15 protein-coding genes are annotated in these 22,868 nt (G+C 44.8%); 8 read left to right on the top strand and 7 right to left on the bottom strand.

The annotated features are described in order from the left end of the window. Positions 1-478: 478 nt before the first annotated feature. On the top strand, positions 479-1,246 hold the full coding sequence (locus tag GO003_RS19240) for a VPLPA-CTERM sorting domain-containing protein (protein WP_159653931.1): 768 nt from the start codon (positions 479-481) through the stop codon (positions 1,244-1,246). A 153-nt stretch (positions 1,247-1,399) separates the two neighbouring features. Here the strand turns inward: GO003_RS19240 and GO003_RS19235 are convergent, their stop codons facing one another. The 3 genes from GO003_RS19235 to cysD all read right to left on the bottom strand — a co-directional run bounded on the left by GO003_RS19235 (position 1,400) and on the right by cysD (position 5,213). Next, complete coding sequence (locus GO003_RS19235) at positions 1,400-2,299, bottom strand: FAD:protein FMN transferase (protein WP_159653929.1); 900 nt, start codon at positions 2,297-2,299, stop codon at positions 1,400-1,402. A gap of 300 nt (positions 2,300-2,599) precedes the next feature. Next, the gene (gene cysN, locus GO003_RS19230) at positions 2,600-4,234 is read right to left on the bottom strand and encodes a sulfate adenylyltransferase subunit CysN (protein ID WP_159653927.1); all 1,635 of its coding nucleotides are present in this window, start codon (positions 4,232-4,234) and stop codon (positions 2,600-2,602) included. 70 nt (positions 4,235-4,304) lie between these two features. Beyond that, positions 4,305-5,213: a sulfate adenylyltransferase subunit CysD gene (gene cysD / locus GO003_RS19225; RefSeq protein ID WP_159653925.1), complete on the bottom strand. Its 909-nt coding sequence runs from the start codon at positions 5,211-5,213 to the stop codon at positions 4,305-4,307. A gap of 495 nt (positions 5,214-5,708) precedes the next feature. On the opposite strand from cysD, the gene GO003_RS19220 reads away from it, so the two are divergent. Beyond that, positions 5,709-5,930 carry a hypothetical protein gene (locus GO003_RS19220; protein WP_159653923.1) on the top strand — a complete coding sequence of 74 codons (222 nt, stop codon included), beginning with the start codon at positions 5,709-5,711 and terminating at the stop codon, positions 5,928-5,930. A gap of 275 nt (positions 5,931-6,205) precedes the next feature. On the opposite strand, the gene GO003_RS19215 is transcribed toward GO003_RS19220, so the two are convergent. Then, on the bottom strand, positions 6,206-8,428 hold the full coding sequence (locus GO003_RS19215; RefSeq protein WP_159653920.1) for a VanZ family protein: 2,223 nt from the start codon (positions 8,426-8,428) through the stop codon (positions 6,206-6,208). A 400-nt stretch (positions 8,429-8,828) separates the two neighbouring features. Between GO003_RS19215 and GO003_RS19210 the strand changes: the two genes are divergently transcribed. The 3 genes from GO003_RS19210 to GO003_RS19200 are packed head-to-tail and all read left to right on the top strand — an operon-like array spanning position 8,829 to position 14,331. Further along, entirely contained in the window at positions 8,829-9,167 is a 339-nt protein-coding gene (locus GO003_RS19210) for an STAS domain-containing protein (RefSeq protein WP_159653917.1), read from the top strand. A gap of 8 nt (positions 9,168-9,175) precedes the next feature. Beyond that, positions 9,176-9,613 (top strand): ATP-binding protein, encoded by a 438-nt coding sequence (locus GO003_RS19205; RefSeq protein WP_159653915.1) that lies wholly within the window; start codon positions 9,176-9,178, stop codon positions 9,611-9,613. Between the two features lie 11 nt (positions 9,614-9,624). Then, positions 9,625-14,331 carry an NAD-glutamate dehydrogenase domain-containing protein gene (locus tag GO003_RS19200; RefSeq protein WP_231089092.1) on the top strand — a complete coding sequence of 1,569 codons (4,707 nt, stop codon included), beginning with the start codon at positions 9,625-9,627 and terminating at the stop codon, positions 14,329-14,331. 3 nt (positions 14,332-14,334) lie between these two features. On the opposite strand, the gene GO003_RS19195 is transcribed toward GO003_RS19200, so the two are convergent. The 3 genes from GO003_RS19195 to tssJ form a co-directional block, all read right to left on the bottom strand. After that, positions 14,335-15,186 (bottom strand): alpha/beta fold hydrolase, encoded by an 852-nt coding sequence (locus GO003_RS19195; protein ID WP_159653913.1) that lies wholly within the window; start codon positions 15,184-15,186, stop codon positions 14,335-14,337. Then, positions 15,183-17,594 (bottom strand): caspase family protein, encoded by a 2,412-nt coding sequence (locus GO003_RS19190; protein ID WP_206444606.1) that lies wholly within the window; start codon positions 17,592-17,594, stop codon positions 15,183-15,185. The genes GO003_RS19195 and GO003_RS19190 overlap by 4 nt, the downstream gene beginning before the upstream one ends. Positions 17,595-17,672: 78 nt before the next feature. Continuing rightward, complete coding sequence (gene tssJ, locus GO003_RS19185) at positions 17,673-18,167, bottom strand: type VI secretion system lipoprotein TssJ (RefSeq protein WP_159653911.1); 495 nt, start codon at positions 18,165-18,167, stop codon at positions 17,673-17,675. 242 nt (positions 18,168-18,409) lie between these two features. Here tssJ and tagH point away from each other — a divergent pair, with 242 nt between their 5' ends. The 3 genes from tagH to icmH all read left to right on the top strand — a co-directional run bounded on the left by tagH (position 18,410) and on the right by icmH (position 22,859). After that, on the top strand, positions 18,410-19,897 hold the full coding sequence (tagH, locus tag GO003_RS19180; protein ID WP_159653909.1) for a type VI secretion system-associated FHA domain protein TagH: 1,488 nt from the start codon (positions 18,410-18,412) through the stop codon (positions 19,895-19,897). A gap of 224 nt (positions 19,898-20,121) precedes the next feature. After that, on the top strand, positions 20,122-21,498 hold the full coding sequence (tssK, locus tag GO003_RS19175) for a type VI secretion system baseplate subunit TssK (protein WP_231089091.1): 1,377 nt from the start codon (positions 20,122-20,124) through the stop codon (positions 21,496-21,498). Next, on the top strand, positions 21,498-22,859 hold the full coding sequence (icmH, locus tag GO003_RS19170; protein ID WP_231089090.1) for a type IVB secretion system protein IcmH/DotU: 1,362 nt from the start codon (positions 21,498-21,500) through the stop codon (positions 22,857-22,859). Before tssK ends, icmH begins: the two co-directional genes overlap by 1 nt. Positions 22,860-22,868 lie beyond the last annotated feature (9 nt).

Genomic DNA, 22,868 nt, shown 5'->3' with positions numbered 1-22,868 from the left:
TTCCATTACTCCGCTTTTTATCAAGAATATCCTTAGTCTTTACTCCGAGCAAGAAACGGGAAACAAATTGCTGAACCTAAGGTGTGGTAAATGACCTATTAAAATAAGGCAAGTAACATAGTTTAATTAATAAGGTGCTTTTGGTCGGCTGCTACTGATTTATAGAATTACAATAATTGGCAAATTCATTTAGAGACCGGTGATGTTATAGAGTAAAATCAGCTCTGAGTGGTTAAGATTGAGTGTGGCTTGTATATTGCTTTAGTGATTCTTGTATCGCTACACCCGCTCCGAGGTAGGTGTGGAAAACCACGGCTAATTTCAAAATTTGAAGATAGCAGGGTTGCAAGCCTTGAAAGATACTTTTCTGAATCGAGTGTTTTCGGATTGTTAGGTTGTTAAATTTAAATCACTGTATTACGAACTGTCTCATCAATGAGTGATAGGCACCTTCTTAATACAAAAATGGAGTGTACTTATGAATAAAACAAAAATGCTAAACGGTCTGATGTTTGGAGCGCTAATCTCTGTAGCAGGGACTGCAAGTGCGACAGTAGAAAATGAATTAGTCATTGATTTTGGTGGTACCGGTAATGTCTTTATGACTAGCTCATCTTATGCTGGCTTTGCTAACAACGCCCCGATAGGGGGTGGAAATTGTGCGGGTACAGGGGCAACGGGATGTCTCTATCAAAATGAGATGGTTATCGGTACTATCGAAGACACGTCCAATTCAACTGCCCATTTGCACAGAAGTGGCAGCGCAGGTGACAGAAAATTGGGTTATCACGCTGATTCCCCGGGGATCTATGTCAGAGCTCAAGATAGCAGCGCGTTCAGCCTGATCTCAATGGACTTTTTTGCGGCCATCAGCGACGAAAATCCGGATAATGGACCTGATGATTTTTGGGAGATTTTAGGTTTCAATACCGCATTAAATCCTGGGTTGGACACGGGTAATGGAACTGATTATGCAACACGGGTTGCATACCAAACGGTAGCTAATGGTTTCAGCGGTAATTTATTGTTGAGCAGTGATTTTCAGAATATCAATGCCTTCTGGATTCACTTTAACGGTTATCCTCAAACGCCTGCGGATGGAAAAGAGTTTGGCATGTCACTGGATAACATAAAGGTGGGTGCAGCAGTTAGCCATGTGCCTGTTCCCGCTGCTGCTTGGTTGTTCGGCACCGGCTTGCTGGGTTTGATTTCTTTTGGTAGAAAGAAGACAGGTTTAAGCGTGTAATTTTTTGCGGTTAAAAAAGGCGGAATAGGCAAAGCCTTTCCGCCTTTTTTTATGCCTCATAAAAGCAGAAAATTACTTATGCTATCCGGTTATTTTGATGAAAATGATTTTTCGTTTTACCCGTTAAATTACCCATAAGTTTCAGCTTTTTTTCTAAACCAAATTGCCACCTGTTTTCCCGCTCTGATCCATCCACACATGAGCTAAGCCCAGCTGTTTTATCCATTTTGCACCGTTTTTTTCCATCAGCATCGAGATGGTACATGCGCTGCCGGCCACTACGCACTGGTCTGCCAATACCGTCACACTGGCCATACCTTGCACAGGCCAGCCGCTTTTAGGGTTTAGGATATGGCTGTAGCGTTGGCCGTTAATGACGATGCAGCGTTCATAATCGCCGCTGGTAGCCAGTGCTCCGGCATAAAGGTTGACGGAGGTAAGAAGGGCTCCGGGGATTCGAGGATGTCGTATTCCAACTGACCAGGGCCGCCCATCGGCATGAGGGCCGAGCACTTTGATATCGCCGCCTAAATCGATGACGCCATGCTCGATTCCGTGTTGATAAAAAATCCCTGCAGCTCTATCTGCGGCATATTCTTTGCCAATTCCGCCAAAATCCAGTTGCATGTCTTTGACGGCAAAACTCAAAGACGATGCGTGTATTGTCACTTTTTGCCAGCCGATCTGTTTGAGTGCTTTCCGGATTTCCGCTTTGCCGGGCAAGGTATTGCTTTTAAAATTCCAGATCGTTCTCAATACGCCGGATGTGATGTCGAACAAGCCTTGGCTTTGCTGATAACAGGTGTTGGCGTAATTTAATAAGGCGGCGGTTTCATCGTCTATGAAAACGCTGCCGCCGATTGCTGCCGCCCGATTAATCTCCGCTAACACGCTGTCTTCTCGGTATCTCGAGTATTTATGCTCAATGCGGATAACGTCGGAGATGACATGGTTTTTGACAGCAGCCGCAAGTTGCTCATTCGGGCTGTAAAACTGAAGTTCGCAAGGCGACCCCATTGCCTGAAATTGATACCGGTAGAGGGATAAAGGCATGATGAGCGCCGGTGACAGGTTGAATTTTTCGTAATAATTCAGAGAATTGATGTTGAAGTTTACTGGTAACTATTTAGAGCGAAGCACAACAGTCCCTCTCCAGTGGGAGTGGGCAAGGTGAGGGGCGTTAGAAATAAGGAAAAAATGCTTCATTTTATCCCCTCATCCTAGCCTTCTCCCTGGGGAGAAGGAACAGTCCGTCGCGCTTGAATAGTTACGTTTACTGTAAGTCTATAATGCATGCTGCAAACGAGTTGCAGATCATCCTTGCTCAAAGCTTTCCTTACCGGAAAGTTTGTATCAGTGAATAATCCCCTCGATTTTCATTTCGGCATGAATTTCGTCTGCTGATAAGGCATTTGTGTCAAAGCTCAGGTCGGCCATTTCGTAATTTAGACCCACACATAAACACAGTAATCCGGCATTTTTAATGGCTTCGGCAAATTCTGTGGGTTCTGTGAGCATGGTTTCCACCACGGTTGCAGCATGACCGTTATCAAACAGTTTTCGCTCCAGAATATAAGCGGTTTCCTGAGCCTGTTTGCCGGTCAGCAGAATAATGCTGGGAATCTGAGCGAATCGCGCTGCGCGTTCTTCAGCGGTGACCGGCAGTAATTCCGACTCGTCGGCATTGTCGGTAATCATACCCGCGCCGACGGTAACATTGGTCAGGCGGTCAATAATGATGAACGAACCGGTACCTTTGCTTTTTTTATAAGAATCAAATACAACCGGTGCATTGACCGAGACGGTACAGGAGGCGATTTCGTTGAGCTTGAGCTCGGTTGCATCATGGTGTTCCAGGGTGTTGACATCAATGCGGTGATGTATCATCGCGATCGAACCTGAAATGCTGCGCGTGGCCATTTTGAAAATGTATTGACGGCCCGGTGCCAAAGGTTTTTCTATCATCCAGACCAGGGTTGCTTTGAATTTATCGGCTACCGTCATGGCTTGAATTTCATTACCGATAATCATGTCGCCGCGGCTAATGTCAATTTCATCTTCCAGCGTAAAAGTCACGGCCATTTGGGCGAATGCTTGTTCCTGTTCGCCGTCATAAGTCACAATGGATTTGATTTTGCTGGATTTTCCGGAAGGCAGAGCCGTAATTTTGTCGCCTTTATTAAATACGCCAGCGGCAACCGTGCCGCAGAATCCGCGAAAATCGAGGTTGGGACGGTTTACATATTGCACCGGGAATCGGGCATCCTGAAAGTTATGGTCGGTGGCAATCTCAATGGAATTCAACAATTCCATTAACGGTTTTCCTGTGAACCAGGGCATGTGCTCACTGGGATTAACGACATTGTCACCGTTTAATGCCGAAATCGGGAGAAATCGAATATCGTGTAAGTGGAGGCTTTCAGTAAAGGTCAAGTAGTCTTGCTTGATTTGATTAAATACTTCTTCGCTGTAACCCATCAAGTCCATCTTGTTGATAGCCACAATAACGTGCTTGATTCCCAGTAATGAGGTAATGAAGCTGTGCCGTTTGGTTTGGGTCTGGACGCCGTAACGGGCATCAATCAAGATGATAGCTAAATCGCACGTCGAAGCGCCGGTAGCCATGTTGCGAGTGTATTGCTCATGTCCGGGGGTGTCGGCGATGATGAATTTTCGTGTCGATGTCGAAAAATAGCGGTAAGCAACGTCAATCGTAATCCCTTGCTCTCGCTCGGCCTGTAACCCGTCGACCAGTAATGCCAAATCGATTTGACCAGCGCCGGTAGTGCCTGATTTGACACTGTCAGCTTTTACTGCAGCGAGTTGATCCTCGTAAATCATTTTTGAGTCGTGCAAAAGGCGTCCTATGAGCGTACTTTTGCCGTCATCGACGTTGCCGCAGGTTAAAAATCGCAATAATTCTTTACGCTCATGCTGGGCAAGGTAAGCGTTAATATCGGTACTGATAAGGTCTGATTGGTGGGACATGAAACTATTCCTGAAATCTGGGTGCTAACTAATGATTAAACAGCGTATTCGAAAGGCTGGATGCAGGCTATTAAAAATAGCCTTCGCGCTTTTTCTGCTCCATAGAACCGGCCTGATCGTGGTCTATGAGACGGCCTTGACGCTCGGAACTGGTAGTCAGCAGCATTTCTTGGATGATTTCAGGTAAAGTTGTTGCGTGGGATTCTACTGCGCCCGTTAACGGATAACATCCCAGTGTTCTGAAACGAACCATTTTCATCTCAACCTTATCGTCCGGACCAATCGGCATGCGATTGTCGTCGACCATGATCAACATGCCATCCTTATTCACGACAGGGCGTTCTTTGGCGAAATAAAGCGGTACGATAGGAATGCTTTCCATATGGATATACTGCCATACGTCCAATTCTGTCCAGTTGGACAGAGGGAAAACCCGAATGCTCTCGCCCTTGTCAATGCGTCCGTTATAGATATTCCAGAGTTCGGGCCGCTGGTTTTTCGGGTCCCAGCGATGATTTTTGTCTCTGAATGAATAAACGCGTTCTTTGGCACGCGACTTTTCTTCATCTCGTCTGGCACCGCCAAATGCCGCATCAAATCCATATTTATCCAGCGCTTGTTTGAGTGCATCAGTTTTCATCACCTCCGTATGTTTTTTACTGCCGTGAGTAAAAGGCCCCATGCCTTGATTAACACCGTCTTGATTGATATAAACCAGCAGTTCCAGCCCCAGATCTTTTGTGAGCTTATCGCGAAATTCAATCATTTCGCGAAATTTCCAGGTGGTATCAATGTGCATCAGCGGGAAGGGCGGCTTGCCGGGATAAAAGGCTTTCATCGCTAAATGCAGCATGACTGCAGAATCTTTACCAATTGAATAGAGCATCACGGGTTTTTCAAATTCCGCAGCGACCTCTCGTATGATGTGAATACTTTCGGATTCCAGTTGTTTAAGGTGTGTCAGTTTATAGTCAGTCATTCAATAGTCCGTGAGCTTTAAATATCCAAGACGCTGATAAATTAGCGAGTCAGTTGTCAATTTCAGTTATTTTAAGTGGATTGGCCGATAAATGCCAATGCGGGATTCTGGGTTGAGTAAACTCGGGGAAGCGCGATGACTTGAATTTTTTATAGAGGGCATTTTTCGATGCATAAAAATTCACGCTACATTATAAAAAACAATCTATACGAAACTATTTGGCATTACAGGTGTATAACTAAAGCATGGTATTAAAAAACCATGTGGATCTTAAGAGATGTTCTAACAGGAAACGATGAACAAGGATAAGATATTCTGGATTGTCTTTGGCAATGGCGTAAGGTCACTGATTCGTAAAACGATAGCAAATCTAGTTTGTTGTCGATCCGATTGAATCTTCCGATGACGTTATAAACCGTTCTAGTCACTGAGCGAGAATAAATGTTTCTGTTTCTTAAGTTCTTATTTTTAATGTTTCAAAATAAGGAAAAAATAATGAATAACACCATAATGCCCCGCGTAATCATTGGTTTAACTGCTTTGTTGATGAGTTCAGCTGTATTAGCAGAAGCTAAAAGTTTTACTGTTAAACCTTACGAAGCACCTGCAAAGCCGGCAGTTGAAGCTGTCGCTCCAGAGACGGATGAAGCCCCTGCTGCATCTGAAGAAGCCCCTGCTGAATCTGATGAATCTGCAAAAGAAGCTGATTCAGAATAGCAAAGTGACTTGGGTTTTTTAACCTAAAGTCAACGGGTATCGCATATGAGTATGTGTGCCTGAAACCTGAGTACGTAGCCTTGATGAAGTGGAACGTAATCCGGGATATTTCTTAACCCGCATTACATTCCACTTCATACGGGCTATTACGTTACTTGTTAGGGTCGAGACTTATAAACTGCCTCCATATTTGCCCAAGCTCTTGGCCTGCGGAGTAAAGCAAAGAAGAGCATCAGAAAATATCAATAGCAAAGGTACAGATTCATTTTGCCATTTTATCTACAGCTTGATTTTCGAGAGTGCTTTGTGGCAGAACTTACTATTGATGCGCCGTAACTAAAACAAAATACCAAACCTAATTGGACTGCCGTCCAACGTCCAAAAAGCTCATTTTTTGATAACAGATTTTCCCGGTCAGGCCCCAATAAGAAATCCACGCCCGAATAGGTAGTTGAATATTTTTTAAACTCTGTGACCAACCCTTGATTCAATAAGTACCACCCTGCCGGAATGGCGACAACAGTTAATGCCATTATTAATCCTGCTTTGGTTACTCTTCTGAAATTAATCCTCGACAGTAAGACTGAATTAATTGAGATTAAATAAAGCAGAAGATAAAGATAGCCACCTCCACCTAATTGATATTCACCAGGACGAGCGATTAATTCATTGAGATTGTCTGTCGATGAGTAAGTGAATGCGATAGTTTTACACAGATATAACCATGGCAAAGAAATCAACAATAGATACACAAACATCAATGGAAAGCGCGTGAGCTGCTTATTGGCCTGGTCAGTCAGCAGATTAAACAGTGAAAGTGAGAATATCAAAGGACTATAAAGCGCCAGATAACGAACTATTCGCTCTATAAAACTGATCAAGAATGGATTATTTAACATTTCGAACAATTTAATTCCAAAATGTCCCCAAATCATTTTTTCATTGACTTGCCAAATCAAATTGGTTGATCCGGTGATGTCCGAAAGTGTTTCCTCTGTAATGCTGAATTGTAAAAGTATCAAACTGATAAGACCTGATAGCATCACGCTGGCAGGCAGAGTTAAAAATTGAAAATAGCCAAATTTGGCCATCCTGGCTGATATTACCCCACTCATACCAATCCAGAGCAATGCGCTTGAAAATAGAGCGATAGTTATCATGTTTCCATCATGAAGAAACATTTCTCTGATGTTATAGGGGATTTGCGGAAGACCTAAAACAAGCTTAATGGATACAGTAAGAACAACTACCCCGGTCAACCACCTTATCAATACATTCAGCAGTATCTGTCTATCTAAAACCATTGAACTCGGATATTCATAATGGCTGTCCGGCAGAGGTTCGGGATATTGTTTTAATGATTCGGTTTTATAGTGGGATAAGTTGGCTTCGAAGTGTTCTGCCGTATTTAGCAAATAAGCAATGAATAAGACCAACAAAACATCAGTGATTTCGGGGGTATGGCTGCTAATAAATATTTGCAGCAACTCTATGATGAAAACCCAGATACAAACCAACACGGCTGATGCTTTGATACTCGAACTGGTGGTTTTTATCAGCCAGATAATACTGCCAAAAAGAAAGGTTTTTTCGCATAAATTCTGGGCATTTACCAGCATGGATCCTTCAAGAAATCCGGAAAAGGGTAACCATAAAAAAGATTTGGGTTCAGATGTAAATTCAAATGGAGTTAATCCTTTAATCGTTAATAGCAAGAACAGAGATGATGCAAGAACGATTGTTAAGAGATTTTTAGCGATTAGTTGTTTGAAGGGGTAAAGCAATAAAATCGAAAACAAGGAACCAATAATAAAATTAATCGATAAATCACTGTTTAATATAATCAGCTTTGAACCCACAGTAAAAGCAACTAGTAATGCAAAGAATGTAAATTTATGGCTTTGGGTAAGCCAATAACCAACTGTCAACCAAGCAATCAGTGCAAAAAATATTTCATTTAAGGAAAGAGGTAACTCAAGTAAATGTTTAAGATTATCTTTTATAAAGTTAAACTGAAGTGTGGGTATAAAAGGTATTAATTGACTGGAAAGCCAGGCAACTGTAATCAAACCGGGTGGTGTATACCAGTAGCTGAGTCTTGAAGGGGCTAAATTTGTTTTTTTCCTTATTGCCCATCCCACGCCAATGCCGATAAATAATCCCAGCATATTCCAAATAACATCGCTGTAAGACAGGACCCTTTCGGGTAAATAGATCTGTACCAATTGAAGGGCAGCACTGAAAATGATTCCGTAAAAAGCTAAAGAAATCGCTTTTTTTAAAGGTAGACGATGAAACTCATGTCTTAAAATCCCCAAGGCTCCATAGGGAACAAATAAGACAATGTTTGCAATCAGATCTCCTAATCCGAAAATATTATCCTGCTGATAAAGTTGGCCTAACAGGGTATCCCGTTCAAAAGGAACATAATGAAAATTGAACGGATAGACCGATCCATAAAAGATAAGAAAAACTGTTAAATAGAATAGAACATGCATGTATTGATTAAGGATCAGTTATTTTGGAGTCATCGTCATTCTAGGTGAGATAGCAATCATCGTCATCTTTTTCCAATAGGTCTATTATAAGACCGTCGTATTATCGCTTTTGGTTTTAAGAAAAAAAATCTGACTCAAATAACTCAAATTAAATGCATGCTTTCGATCAATCAATCATTGACTTAGACTGGTGCTTAGCTAAAAGCTTTGCCGGCCTTTCAATTTTCAATATTTCTGGTACAACTGGTTCAAGTTAAAAAATTGAGCGAGTGATGAATCAGTGAGAAGTTAATCAGCAATGAATTGGATATTTGATTAGTGGAGTTTAGTTAATGAGTCCGTCTCAATTGTTGAAAACGAAATGTACAACATAATATTTTAAACCAACCAATAATCGCCTATGAATCTGACACAACATGAAATAAAGGGTTACTGTATTGTTCAAATCAATGAGGAACGTGTTGACGCGCATAATTCCGGAGAATTGAAGGAACGGATTTTGGACTTGATTGAACAAGGCAACTTGAACATTATCGTGCAATTGGACCAGGTCAAATTTGTCGACAGTTCCGGCTTAGGCGCATTACTGGCGGGATACAAGCAAGCTTCAGCCAAAGCAGGAAAACTCGCCTTAGCGAACATGCAGCAACAGGTGTTGTCCATGTTCGAGTTGACCCGCTTGAACCGGGTTTTTGAGATTTATAATGATGTTGACGAAGTTTTTGCAGCTGAATCCTAGGAGTTGCTATGGAAAATACAGATATTCAGGTTGATGTAATTATTCCGACACAAACCAAATATCTGGATTTGATCGGTAGCATAGGTGAGCGTATTGGCAAGGAAATAGATAACTATACCGGTGATAAGAAAGCCCTGGCTTACCAGCTCAATCTTGTTTTAACAGAAGCCACCACTAACGCGATCAAACATTCGGCGGGTGGTCGTCCTTTGATTAAAGGTGAGGATAAAGTCAGAATCACGATCAATATTCAGGACGATGTACTCGAAATCAAAGTATACGATCACGGTCAGGGCTTTGATCTTGAAAATGTCCCCATCCCTGATTTTGAAAACCCCAAAGAAGGCGGCATGGGCATTTACTTTATAAGAACGTTAATGGATTCGGTCAGTTATAAGCGATTGGATGAGGTCAATGTTCTGGAAATAAGAAAAAAGCTTAGATAAGGAGCGCGACTTTGAAAGTACGTCTAACTGCCGGTCAAACGAGTTTAAAATCCGCTCGTCAAAAACAAAAAATCCAGTCCATTTGTACGCTCCACAATCACCATGTCAATGCCATCAAGCGATGCGTATTAAACCGGATGACACAACTGTTGTTGACCGGAGACAATTTTCTTTTATCGCTGCCTTCTCCGGTATCAGCATCAATTATCGATCAATTAGCCGATTGTTTGAGCGATAAGTTGGGTCGATATCTCCTTAGAACGCTGAGTCTGCCGGGAGAATCTCAGGAAATTATTGCGATTGTCAGCGCCCATTCAGAACATATCGTGGAATCAATCACGGCTTTGCAAAGCAGCAGGAAATTACCCCTGAAACTGCTGCTTTACCGAGTGCTAAATGTAGAACGTGATGAACAGCAGATTCTGAGTGTCGATGTGAAATCCACATCCGGGCTTCACGAACTGATCATGCTGGTAAAAATAGAGACTACGAATACATCATTACGCACAACCATCACTCATAGGATCAAAGCTATTCTCGAATGGTCGGCGCAATGGGAAGAAAATCGTCCGGAGCTTCAGGATAAACTGGCAAATGTAATAGGACTTGACGAGTTCGCCGACTACCAGCCGCTATTAGCATGGTTTAAACAGGGTGCATTCAAATTGCTTGAAGCGATGGAATTGACGCCCGATTCAGATTTGGCACCCCTGTTTTCTCATTTTTGCCCGGTTGATAAAGATCCCGAGGAAGAACAGTTATTTCTCGAACACTTAAGGCATGTTTTGGCACGTTCAACGCCTTTTGTGATGGATTATCTGCCTGCCGGGTGCTCTTTCATGAGCCCATCATCTCTGGTGTATGTGGGGTTAAGGTCTGAGAATAAAGCCGGTGGGTGGATAGAGCATGCGTTTTGGGGCGAACTGGATGCCAATGAGCTGAACAGTCTGACCTGCAAAGTTCCGTTTTTAGCCCAAAAATTTACTTTGGCCATGAAACAGGCGGGTATTGAGGAATACAGTTATGAATTTAACCAATTCAAGGATATTTTTAATGTTTTCCCTGTAATTGAAAGCTTTTTGCTCCAGCAGCCCCAGCTGTATTTATTGATCGAATCGTTAAAAACTTACATTTGCCGGTCTGAAAGCGTCAAGAGTCTGGTCCTCGCCAGCCCTAATGCGGATCGCATTTCGTTGCTCATCATTATTCCTAATCAGTTGTACCGTCAGGATATCGAACGGGAAGTTGAACGCAAGCTTTCAAGTTTCCTGAATTGCCGAATAAAAAAATCGTCCCATACTCAGGTTTGCGGGCGATTTATCGGCTTGCATATGATGCTGCAGCCGTCAGATCAGGTCGTCGATATTGACGTTGACCGCTTGGACAGAGAACTGAACAAGGTCATTCGGCCCTGGCAAGCATCATTCAGGCAGTTGGTAGAAAGGACTTTTGGAGCCAGAGAGGGGGCGGTATTATGGCAAAAATACCAGACCGTTTTTCCTTTGTCCTATCAGATGTTGATGCCGCCACGTTTTGCGGTCAAGGACATGATGTCGATTGAAACCTGTGTCAAAACAGGGGGGCAAGCCGTCAATTTGCTGAGTCCTTGTCATGCCCGGCGTGATTACCGGCTGCACTTTTACAGCCGTCAGGAACATTATCTGGACGAATATATTCCGGTGTTAAAGCATTTGGGGCTGAGAGTAAAAGATCAGGTTCAGTTTGTTTTTCACATTGAGGAGACCCCGGTCTTCATCAAAAGCTTTACGATTCTTGCCGCTAAAACCCAGATTGAAAGCTTCAGCAAGCTTAAGTTTCGTCTTTTGGAGGCAATTAATGCGATTTCACTGGGGAGAGCGGATAACGACTCTTTAAACAGTTTACTGGTTTTGACCGGTATGTCCTGGCAGCAAATCGATGTGCTGAGGGCTTATCGCAATTACTTTCTGCAGCTGGGCCATCCTACAACCATGGCCAGTTTCAATCATGCGCTGACGCATCATCCCCTGGTTACCAAAAATCTGTTTGCCTATTTTGACGCCCGTTTTAATCCGGAACTGGACGGTGACGATCCTCTTGCGCGCGAAGAGCAGACGCTGTTTCCCTTAAAACTGCAGTTACTCGAAAACATGGCAGCAGTGACTGATGCTAACGACGATAAGGTGCTGAGGACCTTGTTTAATCTGATTGACGCGACGGTGCGATGTAATTTTCATGTCCGTCAGCACAGTGATGACTTTTTTGTGGCGTTCAAAATTAACAGCCTGGGCATTATTGATTTACCTGCACCGAAACCGCAGAACGAAATTTATGTTCATGCTGCAACCATGGAAGGTATTCATTTGAGAGGCGGCAAGATTTCCAGAGGTGGTATTCGCTGGTCGGATCGGCCAGATGATTTCAGAACTGAAATTTTGGGGTTGATGCAAACTCAAATGAGCAAGAATGCATTGATTATTCCAAAAGGAGCCAAAGGCGGCTTTATCGTCAAATCAACAAGTAATGGCGAAGACTTTAAAGCGGCTGTCAAGCAGGCTTATGTCACTTTAATGGAGGGCTTGCTTGATCTGACCGACAATTACATCGGCGAAGAAGCCGTCACTTTGCCGGGTATCGTCCGTTACGATGATGTTGACCCTTATCTCGTCGTTGCGGCTGATAAAGGGACCGCGCAATTTTCTGATTTGGCTAATTCTGTTTCCTTACGTTACCGGTTCTGGCTGAGTGATGCTTTCGCAAGCGGAGGTTCCAGCGGTTACAACCATAAATCGCTGGGTATTACTGCCCGTGGCGCCTGGGAATGTGTCAAACGGCATTTCCGGGAAATCAATAAAGATATACAAAATGAACCCTTCTCGGTTGTCGGCGTAGGCAGCATGGATGGCGATGTTTTTGGAAACGGGATGTTGCAATCCAGACAGATACGTCTGTTGGCGGCCATCAGCGGCCAGCATATTTTTGTTGATCCGGATCCGGTCAATCTGGAACAGGCCTATGCCGAACGTCAACGGTTGTTCGAATTGCCGGGATCCAGCTGGAACGATTATAACCGTGACCTGATCTCTGACGGCGGAGGGGTTTTTTCACGACAAGCCAAAGATATTCCGATTTCACCGCAACTGCGTAAATGGTTGGGAATACGCTATAAAACACTGGACGGTGCGAGTTTAATCCGTTTTCTGCTTTCGGCGCCGGTCGAGTTATTGTGGCTGGGCGGGATTGGAACTTATGTCAAAGCGACCTCTGAAAAAAATGAGGATGCGGGCGATAGAAATAACGATGAGGTACGTATTGATGCCGCTCAATTGAAGGCTCATGTGGTTGGTGAAGGGGCGAATCTGGGCTTCACCCAAAAAGCGCGGATCGAATATGCCCTGGCCGGTGGCCGTATCAATACCGATGCCATCGATAATTCAGCCGGGGTGGATACGTCCGATCATGAGGTCAATTTAAAAATCCTGTTGACCGGACTGCAAAAGAAACAGGTGATTAAAGATTATCAACAGGAATTTGAAGCGCTGACTGATGAAGTCTGCAAGAGCGTGCTGGCTGACAATTACCGGCAAAGTTTGTGTTTGTCGCTGGAACGGCTTCGAATACATTTTCACAGTGCCGACGTATTTTTGAGTCTGGCCGCCCGATTGGAAGGTTCCGGGTACCTGGATCGGCTGGTCGAGGCATTTCCGTTGAATAAAGAGGTGATGGCCCGGACGGATCAGGCCATTACAAGACCGGAACTGGCCGTGTTAATGGCTGCCGGTAAAATGATGCTGACTCAGGAGATCATGGATGAATCGGCTTACATTGCCTTGCCTTTGTTCGATACATATTTGCAGTCTTATTTTCCTGATCCCATCGTTCGAAATTATGCAGATTATTTGTCCGGACATCCACTGGCACAAGCCATAAAAGCCACGGTTATCAGCAATAAAATCATCAATCAGGCAGGTATTAGCTTTTTAAATTGGCACAATGATCGATGCCCTCTGATCCAAAGTGTCACCGCCTATCTGACATTTGAACAGGTGCTTGAGACGGACAATCTGCGCGAGCAAATTTATCAACTGGATAACCGCGTTTCGGCTGAAGATCAATACAGTTTGCTGTTGAAATTGGAAAATGCACTGGCTCAATTGAGCCAGTGGTCACTGATCAATAATCAGAACGTGCTACCCGACAAGACGCTCATCGAATCCTATCAAATCAGTTTGCAGGCCTATTTACAAAAATTAAGTGAATCCGGTCAATGTGACACAGAAATAGCGCAATTTGTGCAGGGTGGCATACCTGAAAGTCTGGCTCAGCGGTGTGTAGCCATGTCGTATTTAAATGATTTTCCGTTGATTGTTTATCTGATGAATCAAACGAAAGGGGATTTTGAAACAGTCTATCGGGTTTTAAACGAGTCTATGACGTTGCTAGAAATCGATAAACTGATGCAACGACTGGATGCCATGATTTTACAGGATTATTGGGAGAGGAAAGCGGCCGGTGACTTGCGTGTGGAACTTAGGCAAATGCTGGTTCAATTGGCCCAAAAGTCATTGGAAAGCAGTCATACCAGCCCTGCCAAGTTATTGAATGATGTTGTTTATAAAAATAATTACAACCGTTATCAGCGGGTATTTAAGGAAGTGTGCCAAACCAGCAGTAACAGTTTGCTGCCGCTATTGAGTTTGAGTAAAGCGCTACGCAGCCTGGTGATGCCGGTTTTGTAAGCGTCATGGATTCAGCGCCTCGGAGAGTAGTTCGGGCCATTGATCCGTCCAGCAGCACGTATGGTCATAATTTTTAATGGATCTGAAACGGGCGGAAGGTTGCTGGTTAGCATAAGACCGGACTATTGCGGCCGGTACGTTTGTGTCTTTTTCTGCAGCAAAGTGAACCTGGCTGATTGTGGCCGGTAATCGGGGTTGCTGAGCTGGATTTAAAGATTCGCTCAATTGAGAATAACCGTGGTGCTTCGTCCAGGCGGCGGTATCCAGATTTGCCGATAAGGTGATGAGGGTCTTGACTGCCGGTATTTTTGAGGCCATCAGTGTCGCCAAAGCACCGCCGCCGCTAAACCCAATCAAAACCAATCGGTGGACTCGTTTGTCCTGTAACCAGTTGTGTAAAACTTCCACCAGACTATTGACCAAGGGTAGGGCATATCGATGCGATGTCCATAAGTGGGGGCTGCAATTCTGCGATTGATTCAGACCGTAATAGCAAGGCCTTCCCAGCAAAATGGATGGCGTATTGTCCAGCGCCATCAAATTAAGAATCAGCGGATTTCTGGCGGTGGGGTCGCTAGCGATTAGCCAGTTGTTTTCCCAGGGCGTTCCATCCCCATCCAGATAAACATGCAGTTCCGGGTAGTCGTTTGTCTGTTGAGCTGTTTTATTCTGGTAAATGCGATGAATGAAAACCTTGCTGCTTTGCAGTTCATCCCTTATGCCCAATTCTTTTGCCGATTCGGCAAAATACTCTGAAGGCGTGGCGCAACCGCTAAGTTGCGCTGCACAGGCTATCGTCAACGTGGTAGAAAATAGGCTGTGCAGGCCTACTAAAACTAAGCGTTGTTTAATCAAGATTTCGGTACAAAAAAGAACGGGCTGCCTTCGTGACCCGCATGCTTGAGCGGCGCGTATTGAGGGCTTTGGTCAAAACCGACCCGTGCAGCCGACACGCGGACTTGTTTGGAGACCGTTCTGAAAATATCGTAATCTTCGATGATTCCGGAATTACCCTGTAACGCGTCTATAAAGGCCCGTGCGAAAATAGAATGTTGCTGTGCGCCTTGGTCCAGAACCGGTGCGACGCCTCCCGATGTCAGTACCGTTCGCGCTTTTCGGGTGGTCATGAATTTGAGCCATTTTTCACGTTTGGCTTCCGGCATTTCTTTCGGCAAACGTGCGATAGCGGTACCTGTCATCGCGCCTGAATAACACGAATCAGCAACAACCAGAATATGCCGGGCTGAAATGATGTTGAGGTATTGCGTGATATCGTCGCTTGAAATCCAGTTGGCAGTATTGTCGACTTCCGCGTCGGTAGGGAGCCAATAAGCGGCCAGGCTTGTTTTGTCGCGTTCGCCATGTCCTGCATAATAAATCAACAGGTTGTCGTTTTCCTTCAATGAGTTACGTATCGTGTTCAACGCACTCATAATTTTATGCCGGTTGGCATTGATCAGTAAGGTGGTTTTGTAGCCGTATCGTTGACGAAGGATGGCATCAATCGATTTGGCGTCATTGACGGCCGTTTTGAGTGTGGGCATTTCGGCATAATCGTTATTGCCGATGATAAGCGCGTGATAATGTCCGAAATCGACTTTATAGGCATTGTCGGATCGGCTGGGCGTCGCGTCCGATTCAGAAGATGTTTCAGATGCACCTTCCGTTTGACTGACGACATTAAAACTAAGGCTGCTTTTTTTTCCGGATTGATCGATTGCGACAAGGTTGACTGCCGATGCCGTTTGTTCCGCGGTAACCTGGAGACGAAAATAACCCAAATCGTCGATTGTTCCCGGTTTATCATTGACTAAAAATGATTTAAGGCCGGCAGGCGCTTCAACTTTGCCGGTTATTTCTTTAGTTTTGGCAATCGATCTCAGTTGTAAACTGGGTATTCCCCGCGTTAAAACCATGGGTGGATCGAGGATTTCAATATTGGGAGCGGCCAAAGCCATCAATACGGGTTGTTTGTTTTCGAGTTGCGCTATTTTTTCCTGGTCCAGCGTGATTTGTTTTTTGAGTGCCGCTATGCTTTGACCCTGAGTTTGTAAGGCTTTTTTCTGAGCGCTTAAGTGTTCTCGCTGTTTGGGTTCAGCCGAAGATTGGGACGGGTTTTCGAGGCTGCTTTTTATGTCTTTTAAAATGGTTTGATACTCTTTTTCCTGAGCCTGGAGCAGCTTTTCTTTTTTGGCCAATTCCATGCGAGATTTTTCCAGCTTATTGTCAGTATCCCGATTCACTGAGGCGGTGGGAGCCGGCGGGGCTTTTGCAATCAGCGTTTTCTGTTGAACTTTAGCCGACTGAACGTGATGCTGGATGGATTTTTCTTTGGTTTTCAGGTTTTTTTCAATACTGGACAGTTGGCTGCTTTTTTCGTTGAACTCGGTCTGGGTGGACTTTAATTCCTGTTCAAGTTGTTTCAAACGGGATTCGTTTCGCGATGATTTGTTTATTTCCTCGTTTAAAGACTTCTTTTTCAATTCCAGATTATTTTTCAGCGATTCAAGCTCATCTTGCTGATCTTTGAGTTGTGACTGGGTTTCGGTCAGTTGTTTGCGCAACTGGTCGGCTTCGAATTGACGTCGTGCAGCGTCTTGGCGCAGGGCTTCCAGTTCCTCTTCATGCTGGGAGCTGACCTGAGAGGTGGCAACCGAAGCAAATTGCAAGTCTCCGGTGTCCAGACCGGAAGCTTTGCGATACCAATTGAGCGCTGTGGTCATGTTTTGTTCAACACCCAAGCCCTTCTCATAAAGATAGCCTAAGTTGATTTGAGCTCTGGAGTGACCTTTTTCAGCTGCTTTTCTATACCATTCTGCGGCCAGACGGGGATCGGATTGTGTGCCCAAGCCTTTTTCATAGATTTCTCCGACATTGATTTGCGCTTCGGGGTCACCTTGTTGTGCCAGAGGCAGCCATATTTTGAGGGCACTGGCAAGGTTGGCGCGGTCATAGGCAACATATTCACCGCCCCGAACTTCACATTCACCCGCCGTGGTTTTGATGGCTCTGCGAGCTGTCAGATAAGTCATTTGTGTGCCCAGTTTTCTAACTTGACCGGGTAACAAACAATCCACTATGAACAACTTGTCGGTTTCAGCAGGGCTATACCCTTCCATGGCTCGCATACCTTCCGGGCTGTTGGGATCGGTGGTCTGGCAACCCGGTGCGAATAACAGCAAACCCGACATGGCCAGCATGAGGCTTTGTTTTTTGGGGGATTTAAAACCAAATGCTGGGTTCAAAAAAATGGTGCCTGACATAGCTGGCCTCTTTACTTAAGTTAAGAGCTAAAGATTATAGTCGAGTGTTCTGAATAACCCTCTTTCCCGCTAAATTATTCAGCGTTTCTCAAGTTTTACCGTGTACCCGTCTAGCGAGATCTTCAACGCGGAAGATTGATCAAAAGGAATGGGTAAAACAGCCCGCCACTGAGCATTATCCAGGTCTCGAAACGCAGCAAATACAGCAAAGTATCGGGTATCCGGTTTTACGTCGAGTGTCAGCGATTTATCCGTTAACGGTTTAAGTTCCATTTCCTGGCGAAATTGGACCGCATTGCCCAGCAACGTTTGGTCATTATCGTATAGCGCAAAAAAATCGCTGGTATTGAATTTATCAATGGAAGCCAGTTGATAAATGCGTATGACTAATGGAGAAGCCCTGTTTTCAGCATCTGGATTCAAAGCCGAGCCTGCTTCAAGCTGAAGGCTGAGTTTTACGGGGGGTGGGGGTTCTGCTGGTTTGGGCGCTGCAACTTCCTCAGTGGACGCACAACCGAAAATAAAAGTTATTAAAAAAAGCGCGGTTATCAAGAAAAGAGGTTTGTATGTCATTGTTGAATAAAATTGATTCAGGACTAAAAATTGTATTTGTTCGAGTCTAGCGTTTAAGTATGAATCGGGTCAAATTTTAAGGCTTTGAAAAAACCGATAAAGCCATGCGCAAGCTTACCCAAGAGGCCTGGTGATTAATTTTATTATCAGATACTTATATTTATATTTTTCTGGCAAAAGGCGAGTAAGCACATATAATCAGTGCTTCTTAACCATCACGCATTCATTAAGAGACGATTGTTATGGCTTTATCGCTAACCTTACTCTCGTATAAAGGTCAACCTTTGTCTGAATCAGTCACTGTGTCAGTGGACGAAAGGGGAGGGTCCATAGGACGCTCGGAAGATAATGATTTAGTGCTCAGTGATCCTGAAAAATTTGTTTCCAGACATCATGCTCGTATTTCCTTTGAGCACGGTGGTTACTATCTGACGGATACCAGTCTCAGTGGCGTCTATTTCGATATGAACGCCGCACCCTTGCAAAATAATACTCAACAGTTGTTTAACGGAACGCATTTACGGGTTGGTGAATACGAAATCAGCGTGACTATTTCCGCTACAGCGGCCCCTAAAGAGGCTGATTCGCCATTCTTAAATGAATTTTTGGAAACACCGGCCCAGATTCCGGTTCATGAACCGGACTTGTTTTCGCCGATGCTTGATGATCCATTTGCCAACCGCTTGTTGGCCAATGACGATGAGGCTTATGTTGAGCATTCTGACCTGATTAATTCAGGTGACAACTTCAAAGAGGCTGAATTTCAGAGTCATTTGCCGGATTCTGCATCACCGCTGTTTGATAGTTTTGTAGCGCCCAACATCATGTCAACTCCCGCTGAACCGGATGAAATACCTGTTATTTCAAGCTTTGAAGATCTTTTTGGCGACTCATCCGCTAGTCCCTGGGCGTCTTCTCAACCGGTTGATGCCAGCAATCAACCCGTGGATACCTTGTTTGATTTTAAAGATCCTTTCGAGGAAGAGTCGCTTCAACTCGCAAAAGACGATGAGCCGCAACCCTCACCTGTTTTTGTTGAACCGGAGCCCGAGGTGCCCGGCAGTAGTCTATTGGATATTGTCGAAACGCCGGTATCTCAAGCCAAACCAGAACGTCTACAAACGTTCAAGCCGCCCGCTCAGGAAAAAACTCAGACCTCAACCGCGTTGTTCGATGCATTTTTGTCCGGTGCGCAACTGGATCAAAGCATAAAGAGCTCCGAACCGGCTGAAGACACGTTTAACCGAATCGGCCAGATGTTCAGAAAAATGGTCGATGGCACTGTCGCTGTATTAAGAAGCCGAGCAGAATTTAAAAGCCTGTTTCGGGTCAATATGACGGTCATCAGAGCCTCAAATAATAACCCATTGAAATTTGCAGTTACCACGGATGATGTACTCAAGCAATTGATTCAAAATAAGGAAGGTGGCTTTTTAGGATCAGTTGAAGCCATCGAACAGGGCTTCGAAGACATCATGAATCATCAATTGGCCATGCAGGCAGGCATCCAGGCCTCTTTGAATGAATTGTTAAAAAAATTTGATCCAAAGACGGTAGAAAAACAATTTGAGCAAGGCATCGTTTTACAAAAGAAAGCCAAGTGTTGGGACAAATACCAGGAGTCGTATGGTGTTGCCGCTGAAGAAGCCATAGAAAATTTTTTCGGTGACGCGTTCGTTGAAGCGTATGAAGCTCAGATGAGCACGCTGACTTCGGCGAGAAAAAAATAAAACGTATCTACTCACTCTCCCATTTTGTTGGGGTAGGTGCTTGATTTCAAAGGACGCATGAGTACTTCCCTGTAGCTCTCTGCAACATCCCTGTTGCAGAAGCCTTTTCAATCAAGCACCTACACCCGCTATTCAAAGCGAGTGGGTAGTTACAATAAAACTTTTGGTCTATGCTGAAGGCTGCAATTTGAAAATTCACCGCATCCACGATCCGGATGTGTTTGATGCACAGTGATGACAGTGACGAGGAGGTGTTAGTTAACATGGCGGAAAACAACAGGACTGTCTGGTCGGAGGGTATGTTTCTCCGCCCGCAACATTTTCAGCAGCATGATCGTTATATTGAAACGTTGATTCGTGAACGGTGTGGAGGTTTTAATCCTTATGACTGGGGATTTAAAAAAATCAGGATAGACCCGCGCCAACTGGCGATGGGTAAATTTTCATTAACCGAATGCAGCGGCGTTTTTCCTGATGGAACCCCGTTCAACTTGCCCGAAGACGATGATCTTCCTTTACCGGTTGATATTTCCGTCGACACTCAAAATACGATTATTTATCTGTCGTTGCCGACCCGCCAGCCTGGAAACGTTGAAGTGGATACCGATCAGGTCCGTAACAAACTGGCGCGCTATCATGCGGTTGAATATGACGTCAGAGACCATAACACCGGCAATAATACCACTTCGCCTGTTTCAGTCGGCAAGCTACATACTTCGTTGATGCTTGAAACACAGGAGCGTGCCGGTCATCTCTGTTTGGGGGTTGCCCGCATCATCGAGTCGAGGATTGATAAAAATGTCATCCTTGATGAACAATTCATACCTCCTTCGGTTGATTGTAATGCGATACCAATATTAAAAAGCTTCATCAAGGAATTATTCGGTTTACTGCATACCCGAGGCGAAGCATTGGGCGGCAGAGCAACCGAGGCAGGAAGAGGTGGCGTGGCCGAAATTGCTGATTTTATGCTTTTGCAAATGGTGAATCGCGTCGAACCCTTGTTTGAACATCTACAAAACATACCCGCCTTTCATCCGGAAAGTTTTTACCGTCTTGCTGTCCAACTTGCCGGCGAATTGTCTACATTTTGCAAGCCGAACAAGCGGCCGGTAAGTTTTCCGCCTTATCAGCACGATGATTTACAGCTCACTTTTTCCCGGGTCATGAGCGAATTGCGCGATCTGTTGAGTTCGGTTTTGGAACAAAATGCAATACCTATTCCGCTGACCCCACCCAAATACGGTATTCGCGGCGCCAAAGTGCCCGATCCTCATTTATTGAAAGACGCTATTTTTGTGCTGGCGGTCAATGCTCAAATCACAAAAGAGCAATTGCGCAGCGGGTTTCCGACGCAAGTCAAAATCGGGCCGGTTGAGCAAATTCAGCAATTGGTACGCTCTGCGCTGCCGGGTATTACCATCCATCCTTTGCCCGTTGCGCCAAGACAAATTCCTTATCATGCCGGATTTGCTTATTTCGAGCTGAATAAACAGGGCGAACTCTGGAAGCAGATGTATCAGTCCGGCGGTTTTGCCATTCATATTGCCGGAGATTTTCCGGGCCTTGAACTAGAGTTTTGGGCAATCAAAAACGGGTAATGACAGTGAATCAAGACGATCCCTTCGGAAATTACATCGACGATGACAAAACCATACTCAGACCTAACCCGGGCGGCCGAAAACCGAAACCGCAAGATCCGGTCAGCCCGAAATCGTCTGATGTTAGACCCTCCCAGCCTGTTACGCTTCCTGAAGGGCTACACGAACAGTTAGGCCATTCGGACACCAATCCACTCACCCAATGTGCGTTGTCGTTGCTGTCTCTGGTTGCACAATTACGCAATACTTCGTCACATCCGGATATAGCCGGGCTTAGATCCAGTATTATCAATGAAGTGAAGCGCTTTGAAACCACCTCTCTACAGCGCGGAGTTCCAGCCGATCAAGTCCAGGCGGCTCGCTACTGTTTGTGTACGTTACTGGATGAGACTGTGCTCAATACACCGTGGGGTAATAACAGTCTTTGGAGTACGCAAAGTTTGTTAATCACGTTTCATAAAGAAGCGTGGGGCGGTGAGAAGTTTTTTCAAATATTAAAAAACATCATGCAACAACCCGGCACGCATTTGCATTTGCTGGAGTTGCTGTATTTCTGCCTGTGCCTTGGCTTTGAAGGGAAGTACCGGATACAGGAACACGGAATGACCCGTCTTGAAGAAGTCAGGGAAAATCTTTACCAGATCATTCAAAGACAACGCGGCGATTACGAACAGGAATTGTCGATCAGCTGGCAGGGCATAAAAGACAAACGCAATGTATTAAGCCGTTTGGTCCCGTTATGGGTGATTGGTTCAGTGGTGGGTGTGACGCTGATGCTGGTTTTTCTGGGATTTCTTTACCTGATCAATGCCGCTTCAAGTCCCTTGCTGGCAAAACTTTATAACATCAAAGACAGTTTATCCTTCCAGGCCAGCGTTGCAGCCCCGGTCATTACCCCGGCGCCCGAGCTGCAAGCGGCAGCTGAACCCGCTTTTTCATTGTACGACGATATCAACACGTTTTTAGCGCCTGAAATAGCGCGAGGTGAAATTGCCCTGGATAGAAAAAACGGCAAAATCATATTACGGATTACGGGCAAGGGATTTTTCAGTTCGGGAAGCGATAACATCACCGACCGCTATTTTCCATTGCTGGACAAAATCGGTAAGGCGCTCAGTAAAGTCACCGATAACATCCTGATCGTCGGACATACCGACAGCGACCCGATTTTTTCGGCAAGATTTCCATCGAACTGGGATTTATCGCAAGCGCGAGCTCAATCGGTTGCCAAGGTATTAAGCGGCAATGTAAGCGTTAACGCGACGATTACATCAGAAGGCCGGGCGGAAACCCAGCCTTTGGTTCCGAATGACAGCGCCGAACACAAAGCCATGAACCGGCGTGTTGATATTATTTTTTGAGGATATAAG

It is taken from the genome of Methylicorpusculum oleiharenae (assembly GCF_009828925.2).
GTDB lineage: Bacteria > Pseudomonadota > Gammaproteobacteria > Methylococcales > Methylomonadaceae > Methylicorpusculum > Methylicorpusculum oleiharenae.
The sequence above is the reverse complement of the archived record's forward strand: the minus strand, read 5'-3'. Positions and strand labels throughout refer to the sequence as shown.